The sequence below is a fragment of the Streptosporangium sp. NPDC002544 genome (genome assembly GCF_040295965.1).
GTDB lineage: Bacteria > Actinomycetota > Actinomycetes > Streptosporangiales > Streptosporangiaceae > Streptosporangium.
In genome coordinates, this window is the sequence record NZ_JBEOWJ010000019.1 from 79902 (window position 1) to 104967 (window position 25066).

Here is a 25066-nt window from a genome sequence, read left to right on the forward strand (position 1 = left end):
GCCGTGTACAGGCCGCCCGATCCGTCCGGCGTCTCAGCGGAGCCCGCGGACCTCGGCGTAGCGGGCCCTGACCTCGGGCGCGGGGTCGGCCTCGTAGCGCTCGGACCTGCCCGCCTCCCAGGCCGGAGGCTCGTCGCCGCCGAGCAGCCAGGCGGCCTGCCTGGCCGCCCCGTCCGCGACGTACTCCCCCGGCTCGGGAACGACCACGGGCCGCCCGAAGACCGCGGGGGCGATCCGCCGTACGGCCTCGGACCTGGCGCCGCCTCCGATGAGCAGCACCCTGGCCGGGTCGAGCCCGAGGGCGTCGAAGGCGTCGGCGAGGTGGCAGAGCAGCCCTTCCACCGCCGCCCTGGCCAGGTGGGCCGGGGTGGCGGTGCCCAGCGTCAGCCCGTGCAGCGACCCCGTGGCCGAGGGCAGGTTCGGGGTGCGCTCGCCCTCCAGGTACGGGACGTGGACGAGGCCGCCGGCCCCCGAGGGCGCCTCCAGGGCCAGCCGGTCGAGTTCGTCGAGACCGACCCCGAGCATCCGCGCGGTGGCGTCCAGCACCCTGGCCGCGTTGAGCGTGGCCACCAGCGGCAGGAACCGCCCGGTGGCGTCCGCGAACCCGGCCACGGCGCCGCTCGGGTCGGCGCTCGGGCTGTCGGCGACCGCGAAGGCCGTCCCCGACGTCCCGATCGACACCACCACGTCCCCCGGCAGGGCGCCGACCCCGAGGGCCGCCGCCATGTTGTCGCCCGTCCCCGGCGCGAGCCGCACCGTGCCGTTTCCGAACGCCTTGACCTCTCCCGCGCCGTCGCGGGGCCCCAGCACCTCGGGGAGTTCGGGAAGGGCACCGAAGGCCGTCCGCAGGAGGTCGGTCCGGTAGGCCCCGGTCGTGGGCGACCAGTACCCGGTGCCCGACGCGTCGCCCCTGTCCGTGACGAACTCCCCGCCCAGCCGCCAGGTGAGCCAGTCGTGCGGCAGGCACACCCTCGCCGTACGACGGGCGGAGTCGGGCTCGTGCTCGGCCAGCCAGCGGAGCTTGGTCACCGTGAACGACGCCACCGGCACGCTGCCGACCGCCTCGGCCCAGCGCTCAGGACCGCCCAGTTCCCTCACCAGGTCGGCCGCCGCCCCGGCGGAGCGGGTGTCGTTCCAGAGCAGCGCCTTCCTGACCACGTCGCCTGAGGCGTCCAGGCAGACCATGCCGTGCTGCTGCGCGCCGACGCTCATCGCCTCGACGCCGTCCAGCCCGCCCGCCCGGGTGAGCGCCTCCCGCAGCGCCTCCCACCAGGCCCCGGGATCGACCTCGGTGCCCTCCGGGTGGGTCGCGCGGCCCTGGCGGACCAGGGCGCCCGTGCGGGCGTCCCTGATCACCACCTTGCAGCTCTGGGTCGACGAGTCGACCCCGGCCACGAGCGTCATCCGCGGACCCCGAGGAGGTGCTCCATGGCGAGCTGGTTGAGGCGGGTGAAGTGGAAGCCGCGCGCGGCCACCGCTTCGAGGTCGAAGGAGTCGCGGCTCAGGTCCGCGATCGTCTCGCCCGGTGCCAGCGTGGGCTCGGAGAGCTCGGCGACCTTGCTCGCGGCGAGCGCCTCGACGACCTCGGGGTCCGCGCGGAAGGCCCTCACCTTCTCCTTCAGGATCAGGTACGTGCGCATGTTGGCCGCGGCGGAGACCCAGACGTCCTCGGAGTCCTCGGTGCGCAGCGGCTTGTAGTCGAAGTGCCTGGGGCCCTCGTAGCCGCCGTTCTCCAGCAGGTCGACCAGGAAGAAGGCGTTCTTCACGTCGCCGTGGCCGAAGATCAGGTCCTGGTCGTAGCGGGGGCCGTGCTGGCCGTTCAGGTCGATGTGGAAGAGCTTGCCGTGCCAGAGCGCCTGCGCGATGCCGTGCGCGAAGTTGAGCCCGGCCATCTCCTCGTGGCCCACCTCGGGGTTGAGGCCGACGCGGTCGGGGTGTTCGAGCTCGTTGATGAACGCGAGCGCGTGGCCGACGGTCGGGAGCAGGATGTCGCCGCGCGGCTCGTTCGGCTTGGGCTCGATGGCGAACCTGATGTCGTAGCCCTTCTCGATCACGTACGAGGTGAGCAGGTCCATGCCCTCCTTGTAGCGGCTGAGCGCGGCCCTGATGTCCTTGGCGGCCCCGGACTCGGAGCCCTCGCGCCCGCCCCAGCAGACGTAGGTGGTCGCACCGAGCTCGGCGGCCAGGTCGATGTTGCGGATGACCTTGCGCAGCGCGTGGCGGCGGACCTCGCGGTCGTTGCTGGTGAACGCGCCGTCCTTGAAAACCGGGTGGGTGAACAGGTTGGTGGTGGCCATCGGGACCTTGAGCCCGGTCTCGGCCAGCGCCTTCTTGAAGTTCGCGATGGCCCTGTCCCGGTCGGGCTCGACGGCGAGCAGGTCGTCGTCGTGGAAGGTGACGCCGTACGCGCCGAGCTCCGCGAGCCGGTGAACGCTCTCCACCGGGTCCAGCGGGGCCCGCGACGCGTCACCGAAGGGGTCGCGGGCCTGCCAGCCGACGGTCCAGAGCCCGAAGGTGAAGCGATCTTCGGGCTTGGGGGTGTAGGCGCTCATCTACGTTCCTCCGATTTAATCCATTTTATGGACTTAATATGGATCGGGGTGGTGGGATCGTCAAGGGGTGGATGTTCCATGACACAGGCCGTACGCCACGACTCGATGCGCGCCCGCAACCTCGGCGTGGTCCTCGGCGAGATCCGCAGGAACGGCCCGGCCACCCGGGCGGCGCTGGCCGAGATCACCGGGCTGACGAAGACGACGGTGTCGAAGATGGTCGGCGACCTGATCGAGGCGGGCATGGTCGCCGAGTCCGGCGCGCTGCGGGACGGCGAGCGGGGCCGGCCGGGCACGGCGGTGACGCTCAGCGGGCGGCGGGTCGCCGCGCTCGGCCTGGAGATCAACGTCGACTACCTGTCCGCCTGCGTGGTCGACCTCACCCTCGCGGTGCGGCTCCGATATTCACAGGCTGTGGACAACCGTGCGACCTCCCCTGTGGAAACCCTTTCCCACCTGGCAGAACTTGCCCACAGGGCTGTGGATGAAGCCCGCCGGGAGGGCCTGGCCATCGCCGGATCGACCCTCGCGGTGCCCGGCCCCGTGGACGGGGGGCTCGTGCACACCGCCCCCAACCTCGGCTGGCACCACGTCCGCGTCTCCGACCTGCTGGACTTCCCCGTCGAGGTGGACAACGAGGCCAACCTCGCGGCCCTGGGCGAGCTCTGGTTCGGGTCGGCCCCCGGCGACTTCCTGCACGTGTCGGGGGAGATCGGCATCGGCGCGGGCCTGGTGGTGGGCGGCACCCTGTTCCGCGGCGCCCGCGGTCTCGCCGGGGAGCTGGGGCACGTGGTCGTCCATCCGGACGGTCCGGCCTGCCGCTGCGGCGGCCGGGGCTGCCTGGAGCAGTACGCCGGGCAGGAGGCCCTGCTCCGGGCCTGCGGCCTGCCCGGCATCCCCGAACTGCTGGAGAGCCTGCGCGCGGGCGAGCCCGGCGCGCTGGAAGCCTGCGAGCGCGCCGGGCAGGCGCTCGGCATCGCCCTCACCTCGGCGATCCATCTGATGGACCCCGGCATGATCGTGCTGGGCGGCGTCTTCGCCCCGCTCTTCCCGTGGATCCGCGACCCGGTCAACCAGGCGATGACCGCCCGGCTGACCGGGATGCGGCACACCGTCCCCGAACTGACCGTCTCCCGGCTCGGCAGCGACGCCGCCCCCCTGGGAGCCGCCGGACAGATCATCCACCGGATCATCGCGAATCCGATCGCGATCCTGTTGCGACGCTGAGACCCGGCTCCCTCGCGCCTCGGTCCGGTCCCCGGCGCGGCCTCAGCGGCCAGGCCGTGGCCTGGCCGGACGGCTGAGGCAGGTCCACTCGGGCAGGAAGCAGACCGCCGAAGGGGCGGCACGGGGTCTGCTCCCCGTGGTTCCTGGACCCGGATCGCCGGGAGAGGGATGATCCTGCGGTGGACTTCCGGCAGTTGGAGCGGTTTCTCGCGGTCGTCGACCACGGCGGTTTCCATCGTGCGGCGGAGGTGCTCTATGTCGCGCAGCCGTCGTTGTCGCAGTCGATCAAGCAGCTCGAGCGGGAGCTGGGCGAGGCGCTGTTCCATCGGGTCGGCCGCGGTGTGGTGCTGACGGAGGCGGGGCGGGCGCTGGTGGAACCGGCGCGGGCGGTCATCCACGCGCGAGGCCTCGCCGTCGGGTCCGTCGAGGCGGTGCGGGGCCTGCGGACGGGACGGTTGGAGATCACGGCGATGCCGTCGCAGGCGATCGACCCGCTCGCGGGGGTGATCTCCCGTTTCACGGCGGAGTATCCGGGAGTGCGGGTGGTGGTCCGCGCCGCGGCGACCGCGGAGCAGGTGGTGGAGGCCGTCCGCACCGGCCAGACCGAGCTGGGCCTGCTGGCGGCGATACGGCTCCCGCAGCGGCCCGGCGTGGATCTGCATCCGGTCGGGCGGCAGCGGTTCGTGGTGGTCTCGTCGGCCGGCGGGCCGTTCTCCGCCGACGCCCGGGTGAGTCCGGACGAGCTGTCCGGCCTGCGGGTGATCGCCGGCCAGACGGGCACCGGGATGCGCGCGGTGGTCGACGACCTGATCCGCTCGGGGGTGCGGCTGACGATCGCGGTCGAGACAGAACACCGCGAGGCGATCCTGCCGCTGGTGCTCGGCGGGAGCGGCGTCGCCGTGCTGGCCGACTCGTGGCGGGAGCTGGCCGAGCGATCGGGCGCGGTCGTGGCCGACCTCGATCCGCCCGTCCATCTGGACGTCGCCTACGCCGGCCACGCGGGCGGGCTCGGCCCGGCGGCACGCACGTTCCTGCGCATGGCCACGCATCGATAGGCGGCGCCGATCGGTGGGGTAGGCAGCCGATCTTGGACCGCACCCGGGCCCGGCTGCTGGAATCGAGGGCATGAAATCGCATCGCATCGCCGTGATCCCCGGGGACGGGATCGGCACCGAGGTGTGCGGCGCCGCCCGCGCCGTACTCGACGCCGTGGGCCGCAAGCACGCCATCGACCTCACCTACGACGAGTTCGACTGGTCGTGCGCCCGCTATCTGGCCGAGGGCGCGATGATGCCCGCGGACGGCCTCGACCGGGTGCGCCACCACGACGCGATCTTCCTGGGCGCGGTGGGCGCGCCGGGCGTGCCCGATCACGTGTCGCTGTGGGGCCTGCTGATCCCGATCCGCCGAGGCTTCCAGCAGTACGTGAACCTGCGGCCGATCAAGGTGCTCGGCGAGCAGCGGGGGATCGATCTCGTGGTGGTGCGCGAGAACGTCGAGGGCGAGTACAGCGAGATCGGCGGCCGCCTGTACCAGGGGACGCCGGCGGAGATGGCGGTGCAGGAGGCGGTCTTCACCAGAAGCGGAGTCACCCGCATCGTCGACTACGCCCTGGACCTGGCCGAGCGGCGCACCGGGCGGCTGACCTCGGCGACGAAGTCGAACGGGATCATCCACACGATGCCGTTCTGGGATGAGATCGTCGCCGAGCGGGTGGCTCAGCGCTCCGGTGTCACCGTGCAGTCGGAGCACATCGACGCGCTCTGCGCCAAGCTGGTGCTCGACCCGGCGCGGTTCGACGTGATCGTCGCCTCGAACCTGTTCGGGGACATCCTTTCCGATCTCGCCGCCGCGGTCGCCGGCAGCATCGGCCTGGCGCCCGCCGCGAACATCGACCCGACGCGGGCCCACCCGTCGATGTTCGAGCCGGTCCACGGATCGGCGCCCGACATCGCGGGCCGCGGCATCGCCAACCCGGTCGGCGCGATCTGGACGGCCGCGATGATGCTCGACCACCTGGGCCACCCGGAGGCCGCAGCCGCCATCCTGGAGGCGATCGGTCACGTGTTCGCCACGACCTCCGTGCGCACCCCCGACCTCGGCGGCACGGCCACCACCGTGGACCTGACCCACGCGATCCTCGAAGCACTCTGAGGGAGTCATGAGCGTTCCGCTGCCCAGCCCGTTCCAGCCGCGCACGGTGGACGCCGGCGGCGTCGCCGTCCACACGGTCGTCGGCGGTGAGGGGCCACCTGTGCTCCTGCTGCACGGCTACCCGCAGACGCACCTGATCTGGCACGACGTCGCGCCCGCGCTGGCTTCCCGCCACACGGTCGTGCTGACGGATCTGCGCGGGTACGGCGACAGCGCCAAGCCCGCGCCGGTCACCGACGACCTGTACTCCAAGCGGGCGATGGCCGCGGACCAGCTCGCGGTGATGCGGGCGCTGGGCTTCGACCGCTTCGCCGTCGCCGGCCACGACAGGGGCGCGCGGGTGGGCCACCGGATGGCGCTCGACCATCCCGAGGCCGTCGAGGCGCTGGCCGTCCTGGACATCGTGCCGACCAGGCACACGTTCGCCCACGCCGACGCGGCGTTCGGCCTGGGGTACTACCACTGGTTCTTCCTGGCCGCCGGCAACGGCATCCCGGAGAGGCTGATCGGCAACGACCCCGAGTTCTGGATTCGCAGCCGGATGGCCGCCAGGCACGCGGGCGGCGCCAGGTACGACGAGGCCGCGGTGCGCGAGTACGTGCGCTGCTTCTCCGACCCCGCCGCGATCGCCGCGTCGTGCGCCGACTACCGGGCGGCCGCGGGCGTCGACCTCGAGCACGACGAGGCCGACGCGGCGGCGGGCCGTAAGGTGCGCTGCCCCGTGCTGGCACTGTGGGGCGCGCACAGTTTCGTCGGACGCACCTACGACGTGCTCGCGGTCTGGCGCGAGTACGCCGACGACGTCTCCGGTACGGCGCTGCCAAGCGATCACTACCTGCCCGAGGAGGCGCCGGCCGAGGTCGTCAGGGAGCTAGCGCGCTTCCTGCCCAGATGACCAGCGCTCGCCGCGCAGCGCCTTACGGGCCAGTTCCAGCTCAAGCTCGATCTTGCCGACCACGCCGTCGTTGCCGACGGGTCCGTGGCCGCCTTCGAAGAACCGGAGCACCACGTCGCCTCCGGCCTCACGCAGCCGCCGCGTGTACTCCTCGGCCTGCCGCGCGGGCGTACGGGTGTCGTAGCGGCCCTGGTTGATCAGCACGGGCGCCCGCACGTGCTCGATGTAGGTCATCGGCGAGCTCAGCCTGAACCGCTCGCCCGCGGTCTCCGGGGTGCCGCCGATGAAGCCTCTCCAGGCCGCCTGCAGCGCGGGGTGCATGTCCTCGTAGGCGATCTTCCAGTCGGCCAGTGCGATGAAGGCGAAGCCGCCGGCGAACAGCTCGGGTAGCCGGCCCAGCGAGAGCAGCGTCAGGTAGCCGCCGAACGAGGCGCCGGTGATGAAGACGGCCGAAGGGTCGGCGACGCCCTCATCGACGAGCCAACGCCAGGCCGCCTCGATGTCCTCCAGCTCGCGGTCTCCGACGGCGCCCCAGAACCCCTCGCGGAACTCCCGGCCGAACGTGACGGAGCCGCGGTAGTTCAGCGAGGCGTAGGCGAAGCCCTCCTCCAGCCACGCCTGCGCGACGGGATCGTATCCGCCGACCTCGGCGAGGTTCGGCCCGCCGTGCACGTTCAGCACGAGCGGCACGGGGCCGCTCGCCTCGCGCGGGGCCGCGACCCACAGCTGCAGTACGGTGCCGTCCTTCGAGGTGACAGGCACCGAACGCAGCGGGATCCCGGGCACCACGGGCTCGGAGGCGAGGAGGGTGCGCGGCTCGCCGTCGCCCCGGTCGAGCGCGAGCACCTGGAGCGGCAGGTCGGCACGCTGCCGCAGCAGCCTGATCTGGCCGCCGGGGCCGTAATGGGAGGCCCATGCGTTGCGCACCGCGCACGCCACCTCGGGGAAGAAGTAGGCCCCGTCGGGGTGCGGGACACGAAGCAGCTCACCGGCCGGGATGTCGTACTCGTACACCCGGTGGATGCCCTGGTCGACGTGGACGAGCAGCAGCCTGGCGGCGTCGTCCGACCAGTCGAGCGGGACGAGCTCGCCGGCGAGCTCCGGCGCGTCGACGTCGATGCGCTCGCCGGTGAGCGGGTTCCACACGCTGGGCCGGGCGTATCCGGTGCGCTCGGTGCTCACCAGCAGCCGCGGGTCCCCCGCGACCGGCGAGAACCTGACCCCGCGCACCGGCCCGAGCGGGCCGTCCGAGAGCGAGGCGAGCACCGCGCCGTCCGAGGTGTCGAGCACGGTGACGGCGAAGCGGCGGACGCCGGGGTTGTGGTCGGTGGTGTCGATGCTCGCCAGCGTGCCGTCGGCGGTGACCAGGCTGTTCCACGCCTCGTTCCTGCTGCGGAACAGGCGGCTGACTGCGCCGCCTGCCAGGTGGTAGAGCGTGAACCCGGCGTCCGTGACCGTCGCGATGACCACGGCCGAGCCGTCGCGCGCCACGTCGAGGCCGCGCAACGTGTAGGGAGGAAGGTCAGGGGTGAGATCGACGGGCCGACCGCCGCCGACCGGATACGACCACAGGTGGCCGACCTCGCTGCCGTCCTCGTCGTGCAGCACCAGCACCGAGCGGCCGTCGGCGGCCGGTACGGGGTCGGCCACGTGCGGCGGCAACTCGGGCAGCGGCGTGGTCGCGCCGGTGGCCGGATCCCAGATCGACACCTCGGCGTCTCCCACGCCGGCCGCGAAGATCATTTCCAGGTCGAGGTCACCAGGGCAGGGACGCGCGGACTCCAGCACGGGGACGGAGAAACGCGAGCGCCAGGTGCGGGCTTCAGAGGACATCGATCAACTCCGGTTTGTGACAGGCGACGCCGTGCCCGCGCTCGTCCGTGACGAGCGGAGGGACCTCGGCGGCGCAGATCTGGCTGGCCTTCGGGCAGAGGGTCCGGAACCGGCAGCCCGACGGCGGATCCGTCGGGCTCGGGACGTCACCGGTCAGGATGATCCGGCGGCGGGCGCGCTCGGCCCGTGGGTCGGGGATCGGCACGGCCGACAGCAGCGCCTGGGTGTAGGGGTGGAGGGGGCGCTGGTAGAGCTCGTCCGGCGGCCCCTGCTCGACGATCCGGCCGAGGTACATGACGGCCACCTGGTCGCTGGCGTGCCGCACCACGGACAGGTCGTGGGCGATCAGCACGTAGGTGAGGCCGAGCCGGTCCTGCAGGTCCTCCAGCAGGTTGATCACGCCCGCCTGAATGCTCACGTCCAGCGCGCTGACCGGCTCGTCCAGCACGATCACGTCGGGTTCGACGGCGAGCGCGCGGGCGATGCCGACACGCTGGCGCTGGCCGCCCGAGAACTCGTGCGGGAAACGGCCGGCGTGCCCGGGGTCGAGCCCGACGAGCTCCAGCAGCTCGGGCACGCGCGCCGGGTCGCGCCCGTGGGTGTCGAGGGCCTCGGTGAGGATGGCGCGCACGGTCATGTGGGGGTTGAGCGAGGCGTACGGATCCTGGAAGACCATCTGGATCCGGCTGCGTGCGTGTCGCAGCTCGGCGGCGGGCAGCGCGGTGAAGTCGGCGCCGTCGAGCAGCACCCGGCCGGCCGTGGGCTCCACGAGGCGCACCAGGCACGCGGCCAGCGTCGACTTCCCGCAGCCGCTCTCGCCCACGAGCCCGAGCGTGGTGCCGCGCTCCACGCGCAGGTTCACCCCGGACACGGCCTGGACGCTGCCGACGCGGCGGCGGAACACCCCGCTGCGTACTGGATAGGTCTTGACGAGGTCCACGACCTCCAGCGCCGTCATATCGAGCGAACCTCCTCTACTCGCAGGCACGACGCCGTGTGCCCGGCACCGATGGGGACCGGCGCGGGGACGGTCGTGTCGCACAGGCCCGCCCTCGCGTGCTCGCAGCGCGGGTGGAACGCGCACCCGGGAGCCCGCGAGGGCTGGCCGGGGATCTGGTAGAGCCGCTCGCCGTGGCGCGCGTCGAGCCGCGGCAGCGAGGCCAGCAGCCCTCGGGTGTACGGGTGGGCGGGCTCGTAGAAGATCGGCTCGACGGCGGCCTCCTCGACCTTGGCGCCCGCGTACATCACGAGCACGCGGTCGGCGATGCCGGCCACCACGCCGAGGTCGTGGGTGATCAGCATGAGCGCGGTCGCCGTGCGCTCCTGGATCCCCCTGATGACGTCGAGGATCTGCGCCTGCACGGTCACGTCGAGCGCGGTCGTCGGCTCGTCGGCGATGAGCAGGTCGGGCTCGTTGGCGAGGCTCATCGCGATCATGACGCGCTGGCGCATGCCGCCGGAGAGCTCGTGCGGGTACTGCTCGGCGCGCTTGGCCGGCGAGGGTATGCCGACCAGGTCGAGCAACTCGGCGACGCGCCCGCGCAGCTCACGGCGCGAGCGCGACGGGTCGTGCACGCTGATGGCCTCGGCGATCTGCGCTCCGACGGTGTGCACGGGGGTGAGCGCGGTGAGCGCGTCCTGGAAGACCATCGCGATGCGGCTGCCCCGCAGCGTGCGCAGCTCGGCCTCCGATCGGCCCAGCAGTTCCTCGCCACGGAACCTGATCGACCCCGTCACGCGGGCCCGGCCCGGCAGGATGCCCAGCACGGCCATCGAGGTGATGCTCTTGCCCGAGCCCGACTCCCCCACGATGCCGAGCGTCTCGCCGGGCGCGACGGAGAACGACAGCCCGGTGACCGCCGTGACCTGGCCGTCGTCGGTGGGCAGCTCGACCGTGAGGTCGTCGACCTCCAGCAGCGCGCTCACCGGCGGCCTCCCTTCGGGTCGAAGGCGTCGCGCAGCCCGTCGCCGAGGAAGTTGATGGCCAGCGCCGTGAGCAGGATGAACAGGCCGGGGAAGTACAGCAGGTAGACCTTGCCCGTGCCGATCAACCCGGCCGCCTGGCTCAACAGGTTGCCCCAGCTCGACTCGGGCGGCTGCACGCCGTACCCGAGGAAGGAGAGCGTGGACTCGACGATCACCGCGCTGGCGGCGCCGAGCGACGTGCTCACGGCGATCACGCCGGTGAGGTTGGGCAGGATGTGGCGCACGATGATGCGCCGCCTGGTCACGCCGAGCACCGTGGCCGCCGACACGTACTCCTTCTCCCGGAGCGAGAGCACCTGACCGCGGACCACCCTGGCCACCGTGGTCCAGCCGATGGCCGCCAGCACCGGGACGATCACCGTGGGAGACCGGCCGGCCCCCTGCAGCACGACGGCCAGCACCACGATCGCGGGCAGGACGATGAACAGGTCGGTGATCCGCATGATGATCTCGTCCACCCAGCCGCCGAAGAAGCCGGCGGCCGCTCCCAGAGCGGTGCCCATCGCGGTGGCGAGCACGGCGACGGACAGACCGATCGCCAGCGAGATCCGCCCTGCGTACAGCAGCTCGGTGAGGTAGTCGCGGCCCAGCTCGTCGGTGCCGAACCAGTGTGCGGCCGACGGCGGGGTCGGCCCGAGCATCAGGTCCTGCACGCCCCGCTCGTACGGGGCGATCACGTCGGCGCCGAAGCAGCCGATCAGCAGCACGGCGAGCACGCCGAGCCCGGCGACCGCGAGCCGGTGGCGCAGGAACCGCCTGCGGGCCAGCTGCCACTGGGTCCGTTCCTGCGCGGGCGCCGCCGGGGCGGTGAGCGTGGTCATCGGAGCCTCACTCTCGGGTCGAGTACGGCGTAGGCGATGTCGGCGAGCAGGTTGAACACGATCACGACCACCGCGATCACCAGCGTCCACGGCACCAGCACGAACACGTCGCCGGCGAGCAGGGAGTCGAGGAACAGCCGGCCCATGCCCTGGATGGCGAAGATCTGCTCGGTGACGACCAGCCCGCCGAACAGCAGGCCCGCGTCCACGGCGGTGATGCTGACGAACGGGCCGAGCGAGGTGCGCAGGGCGTGCCGCACCACGATGCGGCCTCTGGGCACCCCCTTGGCCCGCGCGGTGCGCACGTACTCGCTGGAGAGCGCGTCCAGCATGGTCGCGCGGGTGAACCTGCTCCAGCTCGCCACCAGGCCGACGGTCAGCGTCAGCACGGGCAGCACCAGATGGCGCAGGTAGTCGAGCGGGCCACCGCCCTGCGCCGAGTGCAACCCGACGAAGTAGAGCGGCGGGTCGGCCAGGCCGAGGATCTCCTGCGGCCAGGCGGCGAGGATCTGGATCAGGATCAGCCCGAGCCAGAACGGCGGCATCGCCACACCGAGGTAGGAGAGGCCGGTGAAGGCCAGGTCACCCGCCGAGTACTGCCGCACCGCCGAGTAGACGCCGACGGCGAGCGCGATCAGCGCGGCGGCCAGCACACCCCAGACGATCAGCTGCAGCGTGGTGCCGAGCGCGGGCAGGATCAGTCCGTGGACCGAGCCGGCCGTCCGCGAGCTGACTCCCCAGTCGCCGGTGACGAACTGGGTCAGCCACCGCCAGTACTGCTCGGGGATCGACCGGTCGAGCCCGAGGACCTCGGTCATGCGGGCGATCGCACCCTGGTCCTGCCCGCCGCGCAGCTTCGCGAGCGGGTCGAAGGTGGTCCTGACCGCCCAGAACAGCAGGAACGAGGCGATGAGTACGACGGGGACCGAGTAGAGCAGTCGCCGTCCAACGTAGGCGAACATCGGTTCTCAGCCCACCAGTCCCCACTGGGCCAGGTTCCAGAACGGGCCGCGGGCCGGGTCGATGGCCAGCGGCCCGCCGACCTTGTTGTTCCACAACAGGACGTTGGGGATCACGTCGAGCGGCAACAGGGCGGCCGAGTCGGCGAGGAGCTTGTCGGCCTGGCGCGACAGCTCGATCCGCTCGTTCTCGTCGAGCGTCGATGCGGCCGTGCCGAGCACCTTGTCGAGGCCGGGCAGGTCGATGCGCGACAGGTTGAGGCCGGAGAAGTCGTTGTCCTCGGTGGGGATCGCGCCCGAGGAGAAGGAGGCGTCGAGCGTGGGTTGCGGGAAGGTGTCGACGAGGGTCCACAGGCCCATCTGGAAGTCGCCCTTGGGCAGCTTGGCCGCGAACAGGTCGGTGGCCGAGGTGTTGTCGACGGTGACCTCGAAGCCGGCGACGCGCAGTTGCTCCTGGAGGATCTGCTCGGTCAGCTCCCGCCGCTTGTTGCCGGTCATCGTGCTGACGGTGAAGCTCGCCCTGGTGCCCGCCTTCGCCCAGATGCCGTCGGCTCCCTTGGCCCAGCCGTCAGCCTGCATCAGGGAGTCGACCTTGGCCAGGTCGGGGGTGTACTGCTCGAAGTCGGTGCCGCCGTACCTGCCGACGAGCGGGGTGTGCGCGCTCTGCGCCGGCTGCGTGACGCCGAGCGCGCCGTACAGGCGGGTGACGATGGCCTTGCGGTCCAGCCCGTGTGACACGGCCTTGCGGAACGTCGCGGAGTCGAAGGGCGGCTTGGCGTTGTTGAACCAGACGGCCTCGAGGTTGCCGGACTCGGGGTCGACGAGCGAGCTCGCGTTGGGCAGCCCGCTCATGATCTGGTCGATGGAGTCGAGCTGCGGCGTGGGGTAAAGCGCGTCGAGCTGGCCGGTCTTGAACGCCTGGAACGCCGCCGCGGTGTCGGCCGTGAACTGGAAGGTGACCTTGTCCAGTTTGGGCTTGTCCCCCCAGTAGCTCGGGTTCGGCACCAGGACGACCGAGACCCCCTTCGTCCAGGATTCGATCTTCCAGGGGCCGCCGCTCCAGGGGTAGCCGTCCTTCATCAGTGCGCTGCGGTCCTTGCCGTCGAGCAGGTGGCTGGGCAGCACGCCGCTGCTGTCGCTGAACAGGCCCTTCCAGTTGGCGTACGGCGCGTCGAAGGTGACGACGGCGGTCTTCTCGTCGGGCATGTCGATCTTGGTGATGTGGCTGTATCCGGTCCTGTTCAGCACGTCCTTGCCGTCGCGGATGGCCAGGGCCGTGTAGCGGAAGTCGGCCGAGGTGATCGGCTTGCCGTCCGACCAGACCGCGGCGGGGTTGATCCGGTAGGTGACCTTCTGCGGCGGGCCCGCGGCGACCTCGGGCTCCGACGCCATCAGGTCGGTGGCCACCGGCGCCCACGTGCCGCCGACCTTCTTGGGCTCGAACACGCGGGGAATGGTCGGGACGTCCATGATGTACGTGCCCCAGATCGAGGCGGCGCAGCTGGCGATCCAGTCGGTGCAGTCGGGCTCCTGCTCCGCGCCGATCACGATGCTCCCGCCCTGGCGCACCGGAGCGGCCGTGCTCGGGGCCGCACTCGACGTCCGGCCGGCACCCCCGCTCGTGCACGCGGCCGCGAGGAGTGCGAGGGCAGTGAGCCCGATGACCCCGAGTCTGATCCGTGTGCTCATGCTCTGGCCTTTCTGAAGGTGATGAGGGGAGGGTAGGCGCAAGCCAGAGCACAGGCAAGGGTCTTAGACATGTTTCTAGTCAGGCTCATTGACTATGCTGTGGTCCGGCAGGCCGATCAGCGGGTGCGAAAATGCCAGCACCAGCGGTGGCACAGTGGTCGACTACGGGAGGCTTTTGGTGGCAACTGCACGCCAGCCCAAGGAGAAGCGGGCAAAAGGCGAGAGCCGGCCGCGCCGTGCTCGCGACAGCCTCAACAGGGAGACGATCCTCGCGGCGGCAGAGAAGATCGCCCTGCGCGACGGCCTCGACGCGCTGACGTTCCAGGAGATCGGCGACGAGCTCCAGGCGCACCCGACTTCGATCTATCGCCACTTCAAGGACAAGGACGAGCTGCTGCTCGAGCTGGTGGACGGGCTCAGGGCCCGCTCGTACGGCGGCAGCGTCACGCCGACCGACGACTGGCGCGCCGACCTGCGCACCATCTCCCAGCGAGTGCGCGAGCACTACCTGCGCTACGCGCCGTTCGCGCAGCAGATGGTCATGCGCACCACGCGCCGACCCGTGGAGTTCTCCAACGTCGAGTTCACCCTCGACGCCGTCAGGCGGGCCGGAGTCGACGACGACGAGGTGGCGGCCGTGCAGCGCGCGCTCGGTAACTTCGTGCGCGCCGTGGCGAGCCTGGAGGCGGCCTTCCACACGCTCGACCCCGACGTGCGGCGCAGGGACGAGCTCGCGTGGCAGGTCGAGTACCGCCAGCTCGACCCCGAGAAGTACCCGACGATCGCCCACTTCGCCGACCATCTGCCCAACCTCGGCAGCCCCATCGCCTTCGACCTCGGCATGGAGATGATGCTCGACGCGATCGAGGTGCGCGCGGCGCGTTCACGGGCGCGCCAGGGCGTCGATCAGACCGGCGACGAGCCGGGCCCGCTCGGCGAGTGAGGCCAGCTCGACCCACTCGTGCTCGGCGTGAGCGCCGTCGCCCAGCGGGCCGAGCCCGTCGAGCGTGGGGACGCCGAGCGCGCCGGTGAAGTTGGCGTCCGAGGCACCCCCGACCGCCACCTCGTCGAGGTCGGGCAGCCCGAGTTCGGCGGCCAGCTTGCGGGCCGTGGCGTAGAGCCCACGCGAACTCGCCGGCTCCAGCGGCGGGCGGTTGATCGTGCCGTCCACCCTGACCGTCGCGCCGGCGATGCTGGGGGCCAGCGCGTGCATCCGCTCATCGACCCGCTCCAGCTCGGCCAGTTCCCAGGCGCGCACGTCCACCCGCAGATGGGCGTGCGCGGGCACGGTGTTCGTGGTGGTGCCCGCGCGGGCGACCGTGGGCGTGACGGTGGTCCCCCGTCCGGGGTCGGCCAGCCGCGACAAGGCCCCGACCTGCTCCGCGAGTTCGAGCAGCGCGTTCACCCCGCGCTCCGGCTCGAGCCCGGCGTGCGCCGCCCGGCCGGTGATGTCGACGCTGTAGAACGAGCCGCCCTTGCGCGCGGTCTTGACCGCGCCCTCCTGGCTGGGCTCCAGCACCAGGACGGCGTCCGCGCCGGCCGCCACCTCCTCGATCAGCGCCCGCGAGGTCGGCGAGCCGACCTCCTCGTCCCCGGTGACCAGCACGCTCACACCCGCCGGATCACGGCACTCGGCCAGCGCGGCGAACGCCGCGACCAGCCCCGCCTTCATGTCGAAGACGCCGGGGCCGAACGCGCGGCCGTCCTCGACGCGGAACGGGCGGTGGGCGGTCGTCCCCAGCGGCCACACCGTGTCGACGTGACCCAGCAGCAGCACGCCGCCCTCGCCGGGCGACCGCCAGAGCAGGTGCGGCGTGCCGCCGTCGCCGACGACCTCCGCCCGCCTGCCGAGGACCGGCTCCCCCCAGGCCCGCATCAGGGCGTGACACTGCTCGAGACCCTCGGTGTGTCCCGAGGGCGACTCAACGGAGACCAGGGCGGCGAGGCGCTCGCGCAACAGGGCGTGATCCATGGCCAGCAATGTAGTCAGGCTCATTGACTATAGCAAGGGCTATCTATCTGACATGTGGCCGGGATCCACCCCGTGCCGGGGCCGCACGCCTTCTCGCTCGCACAGCGCCACGGTGTAGCGCTCAGTCCGGCCGGCCGGGTTCGCCTGGCGTACCCGCCGGCGGCCTTCAAAGGAGCGTGGGCGCGTCCCCGCGGGGTTCGGTCATGAGGGGTTCGAGGTGGGGAGGAGGGCGGTACAGATTTCCCGCAGGTGGTGGAGTTGGTCAGGGGTCAGGCGGTCGAAGAGGGTCTGGCGTACGGCCTCGACGTGGCCGGGAGCGGCGGCGGTGAGGACCGCGAGTCCCGCGTCGGTGAGGATCGCCCAGCTCACCCGCTTGTCGGCGGCGCACGGCTCGCGCCGCGCCCAGCCGCGCTCCTCCAGTCGCTTCATCGCGTGCGACAGGCGGCTCTGCGAGGAGTTGAGCTCCGTCGCCAGCTCGCTCATCCGCATCATCCGGCCGGGTGCCTCGGAGAGTTTCACCAGCATGGCGTAGTAGGCGTGCGGCATGCCGGAGTCGCGCTGCAGCTGCCGGTCCAGCTCCTCCTGAACGAGCTGCGAGGCGGCCATGAACGCACGCCAGGTGCGCTGCTCGTCGTCGTCCAGCCATCGCGTCACGGCGCAAGCTTACTTGAACTCTCAACAAAGCGGGAGTAATCTACTTGAGAGTTCAAGTTTTTGGGAGGAACCATGCCGGTCCAGCGGCTCAACCACGCCGTTCTCTTCGTGCGCGACGTCGAGCGCAGCGTCGCCTTCTACCAGGAGGCGCTCGGCTTCAAGGTGGTCATGGGCATGCCGGGCGCCGCCTTCCTGCAGGCCTCGGGGTCCAGCAACGACCACGACCTCGGCCTCTTCGAGCTCGGCGCGCAGGCGGGCCCCTCGGGAGCCGGGCGCTCGACCGTCGGCCTCTACCACCTGGCCTGGGAGGTCGACACACTGCGGGAGCTGGAGCGGATCGCCGTCAAGCTCAGCGAGCTCAACGCCCTCGTCGGCGCCTCCGACCACTCCACCACCAAGGCCCTGTACGCCAAGGACCCCGACGGGCTGGAGTTCGAGGTCTCCTGGCTGGTCCCCGCCGACCTTCTCACCTCGGAGACGCTGAGCGGGCGCAGCAGTATCAAGCCTCTCGACATCGCCAGGGAGAAGGAGCGCTACGGCGCCGACACCCGCGGCGGCCTCGGCGTCTCGATCCCCGTCTGATCATCTCGCGTGGCCGGGACATCCATCCGGGGAACGACCGACCCGCGTGGGGGGAGAGGGGGGTGATCCGGCGGAGGCCTCCCCAGCCCTCCGCCGGATCACGGACTCCCCGGACCTGCCCACCCGGTTCGGGGATACTCCCTTTTTGACGATTTTCAGTCGCCCATAATTTCCTCGCGGGGTCAGAGCCTGCCGAACCAGTCGCGTACGGCGTCGATCCCGCCGGTCCCGAGGGCGACCATCAGCGCGCACCGGGCCTTCGAGGGCGCCAGGCCGCGGGCTCCGATCGCCCCGACGTGGGCGGCGAGCCCCGCGCCGAAGCGCATCTCGTCAAGCGGGACCGCGCCGGTACGGCACCTCGACGCGACGACCACCGGGATCCCCCACTCCGTCAGCTCGGCGATCGTCGTGAAAAGCCCGACCGGCACGTTGCCCAGGCCGGTCCCCTCCAGCACGACGCCCTGCGCCCCGGCGTCCACCACGGCGGTGAGCAGCACGGGGTCGATCCCCGGATAGGTCTTGATCAGCGCGACGTCCGACGCCGGGTCCCCACCGAAGGCGGGCGGCCGGCGCGGTGCGGCGGACAGCGTCTCGACCCGGCCGCCGGTCACCCGGCCCAGCACGGGGAAAGGCGCCGACGAGAACCCCGCGACGCTGGTGGCGTCGACCTTGGCGACCCAGCGGGCCGCGTGGATCTCGTCGTTCACGCACACGACGGCCCCGGCGCCCCGCAGCGCGTCGTCGGCCGCGGCCGCGAGCGAGGAGGCGAGGTTGCGCGGGCCGTCGGGGGAGAGTTCGTCCAGGGAGCGGACGGCGCCGGTCAGCACGATGGCGCCGCGCTCGGCCGCCCGGCCCGCGAGCAGATCCACCAGGTACGCGGTCTCCTCCAGCGCGTCGGTGCCGTGAGTGATCACGACACCGTCGAACCCGCGTTCCAGGATGGCCGAGCGCGCCCGGCGGGCCAGCTCCAGCATGGTCGAGGGGGACATGTCCCAGCTGGGCTCCGCCATCACGTCCTCGGCCACCACGTCCGCCGCGATCGCGCCGGGCGGGAGGGCCTTCAGGAGCTCGGCCCCGGAGGCGACGCCCGGACGACCGGGGGCGTAGGAGTGGGCGATGACGTCACCGGTCGCCAGCAGCAGCACACGCTTCAAGGACGGAATCCCTTCGACGGGCCATGTTCGGTCGCCTCTATTTATAACCCATAAGTACCCCTATTGGGGTTACATTCGGACGGCGTGGCGTCACCTGCCCCCAGAGCGAACGGCGCACCGGACGGGGAACGCGGGCGGGCTCCCGCGATGTCAGGAGGTCCGGGCGAGGAAATCCCGGTAGTAGGTGATGAAATCAGGCTGCGAACCGTCGACGTCCGTGAAGCCGTACTCCGCCGCCAGCCCGCCCGTGCTGTACGAGCCGCCGGTCCTGGCCATGATCTCCGGGTCGGCGGCGAGCGCGGCCACCGCCCTGCCGATGTAGGCGGGCGTCTCCGAGGCGGCGAAGTGCGGATCCTTCAGCGCGCCGTCCCGCCAGTTCTCCTCGGTGACGCCGAAGTGGTCCAGCATGGCCTCGGAGCGCAGGAAGCCGGGGGTCAGCGCGACCGCCGCCACACCGTGCGGCTTCAGCTCGGCGGCCTGGTTGCGGGCGAGCCGGATGACCGTGTGCTTGGCCAGGTCGTAGAAGAACGAACCGCGATAACCGCCCAGCACCTCGTCGACATCACGCTCGGTGCCGTCGGTGATCTCGACGACCAGGCCACTCCGCCGGGCGATCATCAGCGGCAGCGCGAAACGGCTGGTGATGATGTGGGTGTCCACGGCCCGGTGCAGCATGCGCAGCCCGTTGTCCAGGTCGTGCTCCCAGAGCGGCCTGTCCCACTCGGCGAGCGGATCGCCGCCCCACACGTCGTTGACGAGCAGGTCGAGCCTGCCCTGCTCGCTTCCGATCCGGTCGACGAGCGCGCGTACCTGCTCGGGGTCGGAATGGTCGCAGCGGACGGCGATGCCGGTCCCGCCGCGCGCCGAGACCAGTTCGGCGGTGTCCTCGATCGTCTCCGGCCGGTCCAGGTCGGAGCGCCCCTGTCTGGTGCTGCGTCCGGTGACGTACACGGTCATGCCCGCCGCGCCGAGTTCGGCGGCGATGCCGCGTCCGGCGCCACGGGTCCCGCCCGCGACGAGCGCGACGGCTCCGCCCGCCCGCACGGCATCTCCCTGGTGGTCCTGCACGGGATCTCCTTCTCTGTCCGGTCTCGGGTGCGGAGGCCACAGCTCGGGCGAGTGCCCCAGGACGGCGCGTGAGATCCCGCCGAGCCCCCACCCCATTAGTGAATGACTGTTCGTTAACCGTACCCGGTCCGGCTAGGTTTATAAACGAACAGCCGTTTATAAACGAGAGAGTAGGGTCATGCACGAGAGCACAGCGGGTTCGGTGCCGTCCCGGGGCCTGCCGGACAACCATCCGCGATACACGATCACCGGGGAGAGCCCTGTCGAGCACGGGCAGGCGGCTCCCCTCTCCAGGGACCGGGACCGTGACTGACCCCGGCCCCGTCCAGCGGCCCGGACTACTGCTCACCGTGCTGTGCACCGCGCAGATCATGCTCGTGCTGGACCTGGTGGTGGTGACGGTCGCCCTGCCGTCGATGGGCGCCGACCTGGGCATCTCTCCGGCGGACCTGCAGTGGGTCGTCACCGCCTACGGCCTGGCGTACGGCGGATTCATGATCGCCGCAGGGCGAGCCGGCGACCTGTTCGGACACCGGCGCGTGCTCGTCGCGGGACTGGTGGTCTTCACCGCGGCGTCGGCCCTGGCCGGGCTGGCGAACGGCCCGGCGACCATGTTCGCCGCGCGAGCCCTGCAGGGAGTGGGCGGCGCCCTGGTGTCACCCACGGCACTGGCGCTGGTCACCACGGCGTTCGCCGAGGGCGACGCGCGCAACCGGGCGCTCGGCGTCTGGGGTGCGGTGGCCTCCGCGGGGGCGACCGGCGCCGCCCTGGTCGGCGGCCTGCTGACCGACCTGGTGCACTGGCGGGCGATCTTCATGATCAACCTACCCGCCGGCGTCGCTGTGATCGTGATGGTGCTGCGACTGGTTCGCGATCATCGCCCCGGCGGGGAGCGCCGCCTCGACCTGGCCGGAGCCGTCCTCCTGACCGGCGGCATGGTCCTGCTGGTCGCGGCGGTGACCCGCGCGTCCCAGGGCGGGACGGCGACCACCTGGTCGATGGCGGTGGCCTCGGCCGTCGCTCTCGGGGCATTCGTGGTCGTCGAGCGCCGGGTGGCCGTGCCGCTGGTGAAACCGGCGATGTTCGCCAACCCCCACGTGAGGTACGGGAACCTGATCTGCGTCCTGTCCGCCTCCATCGTGTTGGTGACGCAGTACTTCACCACGCTCTCCCTGCAGAACGTGGCCGGGCTGTCCCCCTTGCAGACCGGGCTGGCCTTCGCCCCCGTCACCGCGGTCATCGTCGCGGTCTCTGGAAAGGCGGGAGCCCTGATCGCCCGGTTCGGGCTGCGGCGGATGCTCGCGGGCGGTGCCGCGGCCGCCGCGCTGGGGCTGCTCGTGCTCGGTCTGTCCCCGGCGGACGCCCTGTGGGCCGGGGTCCTGCCCGGCCTGCTGCTCAGCGGGCTGGGCGCCGGGTTGATGTTCGCCCCCTCGATGATCGTGTCGACCACCGGGGTGCCTGAGGGCGACCAGGGGCTGGCGTCCGGGCTGCTGAACACCTCCTTCCAGCTCGGCGCGCCACTGGGCCTGGCGGTGATGAGCGCGGTGGCCGCCACTGTCACCGGTGGGGAGACCGGCGCGCAGGCGCTCGGCGACGGCTACCGGTCAGCCTTCCTGTGGGCTCTGGCACTGCCCGCGCTGATCGTCGTCGCCGTCGCCGCCCTGCCTCACGACCGGTCCGCCCAGCCGGAGCCCTCCTCGGCCTGACCGGGACCCCGGGTTGCCCACCAGCCGCTCCGGCACGACTCCACGGGTGTGGGAACCCGCCCCCGGGCTCCCACACCCGTGAGGCCCCGGGGGCGCCGGGGATCTCGACGCCGTTTCCGCTCCAGACCCGGGCTCCGGCTCACGCCGGAAGGCGTCCCGGCGGTACAGGGGTGGGGTAAACCCCACCTTTTTCCGGGATACCTCGCCCATGTGCCCGAGCCGCCGCAGTCCCTACGGTGGTCCCATGAGCGGCATCGAGGCGACCACCCCCTGGTCGAGGATCAGCGCCCACTGGTCGGCACAGACCTGGCTCCGCACCGCGCACCTGGTGACGGGCCTGCCGATCGCCCTGCTGGGCGCGGCGGTGATCGTGGGCCTGACCGTGGCGTCGGTGCTGTTCGTGTGGACCGTGGTGGTCCCGGTGGTCGCGCTGCTGCTGTTCTTCTGGGTCGTCCGGCTGCTCACCCGGGTGCAGCGGTCCCGGTTCGCCGCCTTCCTCGATGTCGACATCCCCCCGGTCCCGCACCGCCCGCTGAGCAGGAACCCCTTCGGGCGGCTGCTCCAGGAGGCCAGGACGCGGAGCACCTGGCGCCGGCTCTCCTACCACCTGCTGGCCCCGCTGATCAGCGGCGTCGGCGCCGCCTCGGTCGTCGGGGCATGGGCCGGCGGCCTGGTCACCGCCGCGCTCGCGATGCGGAGCTGGGCGATGGGGGAGACCTGGCAGAGCACGGTGTTCATCCTCGTCTCGGGGACGCTGCTCGTTTCCGGGCCTTGGGTGGCCCGCGGATTCGCCGTGCTGGACGTGATCGCCGCCGAGGCCCTGCTCGGCCCCAGCCTCAGCGACCAGCTGGTGCTGCGGGTCGAGACGCTGCGGGAGAGCCGGGCCGGGGTGGTCGACGCCGCTGACGCCGAGCGCCGCCGCATCGAGCGGGACCTGCACGACGGCACCCAGCAGCGGCTGGTGTCGCTGGCGATGAACCTGGGCATGGCCCGCGCGACCCTCACCGACCTGCCGGAGCCCGCCCGCGAGGTGATCGTGCAGGCGCACGAGGAGGCCAAACAGGCGCTGAAGGAACTGCGCGACTTCGTCCGGGGGCTGCACCCGGCCGTGCTCAACGACCAGGGCCTGGACGCGGCGCTGTCCGGCCTCGCCGCGCGGGCCCCGTTTTCCGTGCGGCTGAACGTCGACATCTCCGAGCGGGTCTCTCCCACGGTCGAGGCGGTGGCGTTCTTCGTCGTCTCCGAGGCGCTGACCAACATCACCAAGCACGCGCGGGCGTCCGGCGCCGAGGTCACGGTGGAGCGCCGCGGCGACCGGCTGCACCTGGCCGTCCACGACGACGGCCAGGGCGGCGCGGACCCCGACCTGGGAACGGGGCTGCGCGGCCTGGCCCGCCGGGTCGGCTCCGTGGACGGCATCCTGTACGTCGACAGCCCGCCCGGCGGGCCGACGACGATCAGAGTGGAGCTACCGTGCGCGTAGTGCTCGCCGAGGACTCCGTACTGCTGCGAGAGGGGCTCATCCGCCTGCTCGGCTCGGTGGGCATCGAGGTCGTGGCCGCCGTCTCCGACGCCGAGGGGCTGCTGCGCGCCGTGGACGAAAACGTTCCCGACCTCGTCGTCACCGATGTGCGGATGCCGCCCTCGCACACCGACGAGGGCCTGCGCGCGGCGCTCGTGCTCCGCCGCCAGCGGCCGACGCTCGCGATCCTCGTGCTCTCCCAGTACGTCGAGGAGCGCTACGCCACCCAGTTGCTGTCCACCGCGACCAGCGGGATCGGTTACCTGCTCAAGGATCGGGTGGCCGACGTCGAGGAGTTCCTCGACGCGCTGCGCCGGGTCGCCGCCGGAGGCACCGCGCTGGACCCCGAGGTGGTCGCCCAGCTCCTGCTGCGCAGGCACAGCGACCCGTTGGACCGGCTGACCCGCAGGGAGTACGAGGTGCTCTCGCTGATCGCGGAGGGCCGGTCCAACACCGGGATCGCCGAGGCCCTGGTGGTCTCGGAGAGCGCGGTCGGAAAGCACATCAACAACATCTTCACCAAGCTCGACCTCTCCGGCGCCGACAAGGACCACCGCCGGGTACTCGCCGTCCTGCGATTCCTGAAGGTTTGAGAACATGCCGATACGGAGCAACGCCAGAAAAGCCTGGATCGTCGTGGGCGGTACGCTCACCGCGCTCACCGTGGCCTTCACCTCCATCGCGGCGTGGAGCGAGGTCACCCAGGCCCGCCGGGTCTCCGAGACCACGCTGCGGTCCCACGCGCTCACCTCGCCGGGAATCGTCGTGAAGACCACCGGTTACGTCAACGTCTCGGTCGTCGGCGGCGCGGAGCGGCGGCTGGACCTGGAGCGGACGCTCCAGTGGACCCTGGACCGGCCCGTGGTCACCGAGGACTGGGACGGGCGGACGCTCACGATCGGCGTCCGCTGCCCCGGCGGCGACCGTCCAGACGGCCCGAACTGCCGGGCCGACTACACCCTGAGCCTGCCCGGGACCACCGACGTCGAGGTGCAGAGCCGCTTCGGGACCGTGTCGGTCAACGGCATCTGGGGCGACCTGCGCCTCTCGACCGCCACCGGCGACGTGGTCGTGGACGGCACGCGGGGCGCGCTGCGGGCACGGACGGAGGTGGGGAACGTGCACGGCACCGGTCTGAGGTCCGCCGGAGCCGACGTCGAGACCGGCGTCGGAGACGTCGAACTGGGATTCGCGAGCCCACCCGGCGACGTCAGGGCCGTGGTGCGGACGGCCGGGAACGTGGAGGTCAGGGTGCCGGACGAGGACGGTTACGACGTGCGGGCCGGCGACGGGAACGCGACCGTCCAGGTACGGCGCGACTCCGCCGCCCCGCGGCGGATCACCACCCTGACCGCGGCGGGCGAGATGCGTATCCTCCCCTCGTGACCCGCGCCCCTCACCGGCGGGGTATTGCGCACACAGGTTTGACCGGGTCAAGACCAGTACGTGGCCCTCCCCGCCCTCGTGCGGGACTTGAATGGGAATCATGCTTCCCTCCGACGACCCGCGAGGCCAGGCGGTCATCGACATCGCGGCGCGGCTCTTCGCCGCGTTCGGCCACGACGGCACGTCGCTGCACGATATCGCGGAGGCCTCGGGGGAGGACATGACGTGGCTGCAGCAGCGGTTCGGCGACAAACGTGAGCTCTACCTGACCGTCGTCGACCACGGCAGCCGGATGGAGCGCGGCATCGTGACAGATGTGCTCAGCGCCCTCCCGGCCGCCGACCCCGAGGAGGCCCGCGCCGTCGTGTACCGGCTCGCGACGCGCTTTCTGGAGTTCTTCCTCGCCAACCCGCAGGTCCCCTCGCTGTGGGCACACCGCTGGCTCGGCGACGCCGCCGACATCCCCGAACTTGAGGCGACCTACAAGGACCCCGTCATCCACCTCGTCTGCGACGCGTTGCGCTCCGCCGTGGAGGCCGGTCTGATCGACGACCGGGTGAACCTGGAACAGACGGTGCAGACGCTGATCTGGAGCGTGTACGGGTTCATGCACGGCGAGATCAACACCGATGGGCACGGCTCCGCCTCCACCGACCCACAGGCGCGGCAGGCCTTCCTCGCCCATATCCAGCAGTTGGTCGACCGCATGCTGACCCCGCGCGGCGCCTGAGGGCGTGCGCCGGGAGGGCTCCCGCGATCCCGGAGCGGCCTCGTTGCCGGCGGTATCGGTTACCGTGTCACCGATCACGAACACGGGGTCGGGGGAGGCACACCAGTTCGGAATGGCGGTCCTCTCGACGCCGGACCTCGGCCGTGCCCAGAATGTCGGTGAGGTGTTTCCACCGG

General features: G+C 71.7%; 24 protein-coding genes. 12 read left to right on the forward strand and 12 right to left on the reverse strand.

From position 1 onward, the window contains the following. Nucleotides 1–33: 33 nt before the first annotated feature. Nucleotides 34–1404, reverse strand: a complete 1371-nt coding sequence (gene xylB, locus ABT061_RS27200; RefSeq protein WP_350923073.1) for a xylulokinase — start codon at nt 1402–1404, stop codon at nt 34–36. Continuing rightward, nucleotides 1401–2552, reverse strand: coding sequence for a xylose isomerase (gene xylA, locus ABT061_RS27205; protein ID WP_350923075.1), 1152 nt, complete (start codon nt 2550–2552; stop codon nt 1401–1403). Before xylA ends, xylB begins: the two co-directional genes overlap by 4 nt. Before the next feature lie 78 nt (nt 2553–2630). On the opposite strand from xylA, the gene ABT061_RS27210 reads away from it, so the two are divergent. The 4 genes from ABT061_RS27210 (at nt 2631) to ABT061_RS27225 (ending at nt 6828) form a co-directional block, all read left to right on the forward strand. Next, entirely contained in the window at nt 2631–3779 is a 1149-nt protein-coding gene (locus ABT061_RS27210; protein WP_350923078.1) for an ROK family protein, read from the forward strand. Between the two features lie 179 nt (nt 3780–3958). Continuing rightward, nucleotides 3959–4834 carry a LysR family transcriptional regulator gene (locus ABT061_RS27215; protein ID WP_350923080.1) on the forward strand — a complete coding sequence of 292 codons (876 nt, stop codon included), beginning with the start codon at nt 3959–3961 and terminating at the stop codon, nt 4832–4834. A 70-nt stretch (nt 4835–4904) separates the two neighbouring features. Then, nucleotides 4905–5933: a tartrate dehydrogenase gene (locus ABT061_RS27220; protein WP_350923082.1), complete on the forward strand. Its 1029-nt coding sequence runs from the start codon at nt 4905–4907 to the stop codon at nt 5931–5933. 7 nt (nt 5934–5940) lie between these two features. Further along, complete coding sequence (locus ABT061_RS27225) at nt 5941–6828, forward strand: alpha/beta fold hydrolase (RefSeq protein WP_350923084.1); 888 nt, start codon at nt 5941–5943, stop codon at nt 6826–6828. On the opposite strand, the gene ABT061_RS27230 is transcribed toward ABT061_RS27225, so the two are convergent. Genes ABT061_RS27230 through ABT061_RS27255 form a run of 6 tightly spaced genes read right to left on the reverse strand, consistent with a single transcriptional unit; the run spans nt 6805 to nt 14116 of the window. Beyond that, nucleotides 6805–8661 (reverse strand): prolyl oligopeptidase family serine peptidase, encoded by a 1857-nt coding sequence (locus ABT061_RS27230; protein WP_350923086.1) that lies wholly within the window; start codon nt 8659–8661, stop codon nt 6805–6807. The genes ABT061_RS27225 and ABT061_RS27230 overlap by 24 nt on opposite strands. After that, complete coding sequence (locus ABT061_RS27235; RefSeq protein WP_350923088.1) at nt 8651–9619, reverse strand: ABC transporter ATP-binding protein; 969 nt, start codon at nt 9617–9619, stop codon at nt 8651–8653. The genes ABT061_RS27230 and ABT061_RS27235 overlap by 11 nt, the downstream gene beginning before the upstream one ends. Then, a complete protein-coding gene (locus ABT061_RS27240; RefSeq protein ID WP_350923090.1) occupies nt 9616–10587 on the reverse strand; it encodes an ABC transporter ATP-binding protein in 972 nt (323 codons plus the stop codon). The genes ABT061_RS27235 and ABT061_RS27240 overlap by 4 nt, the downstream gene beginning before the upstream one ends. Next, complete coding sequence (locus ABT061_RS27245) at nt 10584–11468, reverse strand: ABC transporter permease (protein WP_350923092.1); 885 nt, start codon at nt 11466–11468, stop codon at nt 10584–10586. The genes ABT061_RS27240 and ABT061_RS27245 overlap by 4 nt, the downstream gene beginning before the upstream one ends. Beyond that, nucleotides 11465–12430 (reverse strand): ABC transporter permease, encoded by a 966-nt coding sequence (locus ABT061_RS27250; RefSeq protein WP_350923094.1) that lies wholly within the window; start codon nt 12428–12430, stop codon nt 11465–11467. Before ABT061_RS27250 ends, ABT061_RS27245 begins: the two co-directional genes overlap by 4 nt. 6 nt (nt 12431–12436) lie before the next feature. Continuing rightward, nucleotides 12437–14116: an ABC transporter substrate-binding protein gene (locus tag ABT061_RS27255; protein ID WP_350923096.1), complete on the reverse strand. Its 1680-nt coding sequence runs from the start codon at nt 14114–14116 to the stop codon at nt 12437–12439. A 178-nt stretch (nt 14117–14294) separates the two neighbouring features. On the opposite strand from ABT061_RS27255, the gene ABT061_RS27260 reads away from it, so the two are divergent. Beyond that, complete coding sequence (locus tag ABT061_RS27260; protein ID WP_350923098.1) at nt 14295–15059, forward strand: TetR/AcrR family transcriptional regulator; 765 nt, start codon at nt 14295–14297, stop codon at nt 15057–15059. On the opposite strand, the gene ABT061_RS27265 is transcribed toward ABT061_RS27260, so the two are convergent. Both ABT061_RS27265 and ABT061_RS27270 read right to left on the reverse strand, forming a co-directional pair. Beyond that, nucleotides 15000–16088 (reverse strand): M20 family metallopeptidase, encoded by a 1089-nt coding sequence (locus tag ABT061_RS27265; RefSeq protein WP_350923101.1) that lies wholly within the window; start codon nt 16086–16088, stop codon nt 15000–15002. The two genes, ABT061_RS27260 and ABT061_RS27265, sit on opposite strands and share 60 nt — an antisense overlap. A gap of 201 nt (nt 16089–16289) precedes the next feature. Beyond that, complete coding sequence (locus tag ABT061_RS27270) at nt 16290–16742, reverse strand: MarR family winged helix-turn-helix transcriptional regulator (protein ID WP_350923103.1); 453 nt, start codon at nt 16740–16742, stop codon at nt 16290–16292. Between the two features lie 72 nt (nt 16743–16814). On the opposite strand from ABT061_RS27270, the gene ABT061_RS27275 reads away from it, so the two are divergent. Continuing rightward, the gene (locus tag ABT061_RS27275; RefSeq protein ID WP_350923105.1) at nt 16815–17324 is read left to right on the forward strand and encodes a VOC family protein; all 510 of its coding nucleotides are present in this window, start codon (nt 16815–16817) and stop codon (nt 17322–17324) included. A 182-nt stretch (nt 17325–17506) separates the two neighbouring features. On the opposite strand, the gene ABT061_RS27280 is transcribed toward ABT061_RS27275, so the two are convergent. Together ABT061_RS27280 and ABT061_RS27285 are read right to left on the reverse strand one after the other, a co-directional pair. Continuing rightward, on the reverse strand, nt 17507–18469 hold the full coding sequence (locus ABT061_RS27280) for an asparaginase (protein WP_350923328.1): 963 nt from the start codon (nt 18467–18469) through the stop codon (nt 17507–17509). Between the two features lie 159 nt (nt 18470–18628). Further along, on the reverse strand, nt 18629–19546 hold the full coding sequence (locus ABT061_RS27285) for an SDR family oxidoreductase (RefSeq protein WP_350923108.1): 918 nt from the start codon (nt 19544–19546) through the stop codon (nt 18629–18631). A 178-nt stretch (nt 19547–19724) separates the two neighbouring features. On the opposite strand from ABT061_RS27285, the gene ABT061_RS27290 reads away from it, so the two are divergent. The 6 genes from ABT061_RS27290 to ABT061_RS27315 all read left to right on the forward strand — a co-directional run bounded on the left by ABT061_RS27290 (nt 19725) and on the right by ABT061_RS27315 (nt 24890). Beyond that, a complete protein-coding gene (locus ABT061_RS27290) occupies nt 19725–19859 on the forward strand; it encodes a hypothetical protein (RefSeq protein WP_350923110.1) in 135 nt (44 codons plus the stop codon). Then, nucleotides 19852–21252: an MFS transporter gene (locus ABT061_RS27295; protein WP_350923112.1), complete on the forward strand. Its 1401-nt coding sequence runs from the start codon at nt 19852–19854 to the stop codon at nt 21250–21252. The genes ABT061_RS27290 and ABT061_RS27295 overlap by 8 nt, the downstream gene beginning before the upstream one ends. A gap of 244 nt (nt 21253–21496) precedes the next feature. Further along, nucleotides 21497–22735 (forward strand): sensor histidine kinase, encoded by a 1239-nt coding sequence (locus tag ABT061_RS27300; protein ID WP_350923115.1) that lies wholly within the window; start codon nt 21497–21499, stop codon nt 22733–22735. Beyond that, nucleotides 22726–23367, forward strand: coding sequence for a response regulator transcription factor (locus ABT061_RS27305; protein WP_350923117.1), 642 nt, complete (start codon nt 22726–22728; stop codon nt 23365–23367). Before ABT061_RS27300 ends, ABT061_RS27305 begins: the two co-directional genes overlap by 10 nt. 4 nt (nt 23368–23371) lie before the next feature. Further along, entirely contained in the window at nt 23372–24160 is a 789-nt protein-coding gene (locus ABT061_RS27310; protein WP_350923120.1) for a DUF4097 family beta strand repeat-containing protein, read from the forward strand. Between the two features lie 100 nt (nt 24161–24260). Continuing rightward, nucleotides 24261–24890 (forward strand): TetR/AcrR family transcriptional regulator, encoded by a 630-nt coding sequence (locus ABT061_RS27315; protein ID WP_350923122.1) that lies wholly within the window; start codon nt 24261–24263, stop codon nt 24888–24890. Nucleotides 24891–25066: the final 176 nt, after the last annotated feature.

Bases quoted from the DNA above. Each gene is read 5' to 3' on its own strand.
- xylB (WP_350923073.1), bottom strand. From the start codon at position 1,404: ATGACGCTCGTGGCCGGGGTCGACTCGTCGACCCAGAGCTGCAAGGTG.
- xylA (WP_350923075.1), bottom strand. From the start codon at position 2,552: ATGAGCGCCTACACCCCCAAGCCCGAAGATCGCTTCACCTTCGGGCTC.
- ABT061_RS27210 (WP_350923078.1), top strand. From the start codon at position 2,631: ATGACACAGGCCGTACGCCACGACTCGATGCGCGCCCGCAACCTCGGC.
- ABT061_RS27220 (WP_350923082.1), top strand. From the start codon at position 4,905: ATGAAATCGCATCGCATCGCCGTGATCCCCGGGGACGGGATCGGCACC.
- ABT061_RS27225 (WP_350923084.1), top strand. From the start codon at position 5,941: ATGAGCGTTCCGCTGCCCAGCCCGTTCCAGCCGCGCACGGTGGACGCC.
- ABT061_RS27230 (WP_350923086.1), bottom strand. From the start codon at position 8,661: ATGTCCTCTGAAGCCCGCACCTGGCGCTCGCGTTTCTCCGTCCCCGTG.
- ABT061_RS27235 (WP_350923088.1), bottom strand. From the start codon at position 9,619: ATGACGGCGCTGGAGGTCGTGGACCTCGTCAAGACCTATCCAGTACGC.
- ABT061_RS27245 (WP_350923092.1), bottom strand. From the start codon at position 11,468: ATGACCACGCTCACCGCCCCGGCGGCGCCCGCGCAGGAACGGACCCAG.
- ABT061_RS27250 (WP_350923094.1), bottom strand. From the start codon at position 12,430: ATGTTCGCCTACGTTGGACGGCGACTGCTCTACTCGGTCCCCGTCGTA.
- ABT061_RS27255 (WP_350923096.1), bottom strand. From the start codon at position 14,116: ATGAGCACACGGATCAGACTCGGGGTCATCGGGCTCACTGCCCTCGCA.
- ABT061_RS27265 (WP_350923101.1), bottom strand. From the start codon at position 16,088: ATGGATCACGCCCTGTTGCGCGAGCGCCTCGCCGCCCTGGTCTCCGTT.
- ABT061_RS27275 (WP_350923105.1), top strand. From the start codon at position 16,815: ATGCCGGTCCAGCGGCTCAACCACGCCGTTCTCTTCGTGCGCGACGTC.
- ABT061_RS27290 (WP_350923110.1), top strand. From the start codon at position 19,725: ATGCACGAGAGCACAGCGGGTTCGGTGCCGTCCCGGGGCCTGCCGGAC.
- ABT061_RS27300 (WP_350923115.1), top strand. From the start codon at position 21,497: ATGAGCGGCATCGAGGCGACCACCCCCTGGTCGAGGATCAGCGCCCAC.
- ABT061_RS27310 (WP_350923120.1), top strand. From the start codon at position 23,372: ATGCCGATACGGAGCAACGCCAGAAAAGCCTGGATCGTCGTGGGCGGT.
- ABT061_RS27315 (WP_350923122.1), top strand. From the start codon at position 24,261: ATGCTTCCCTCCGACGACCCGCGAGGCCAGGCGGTCATCGACATCGCG.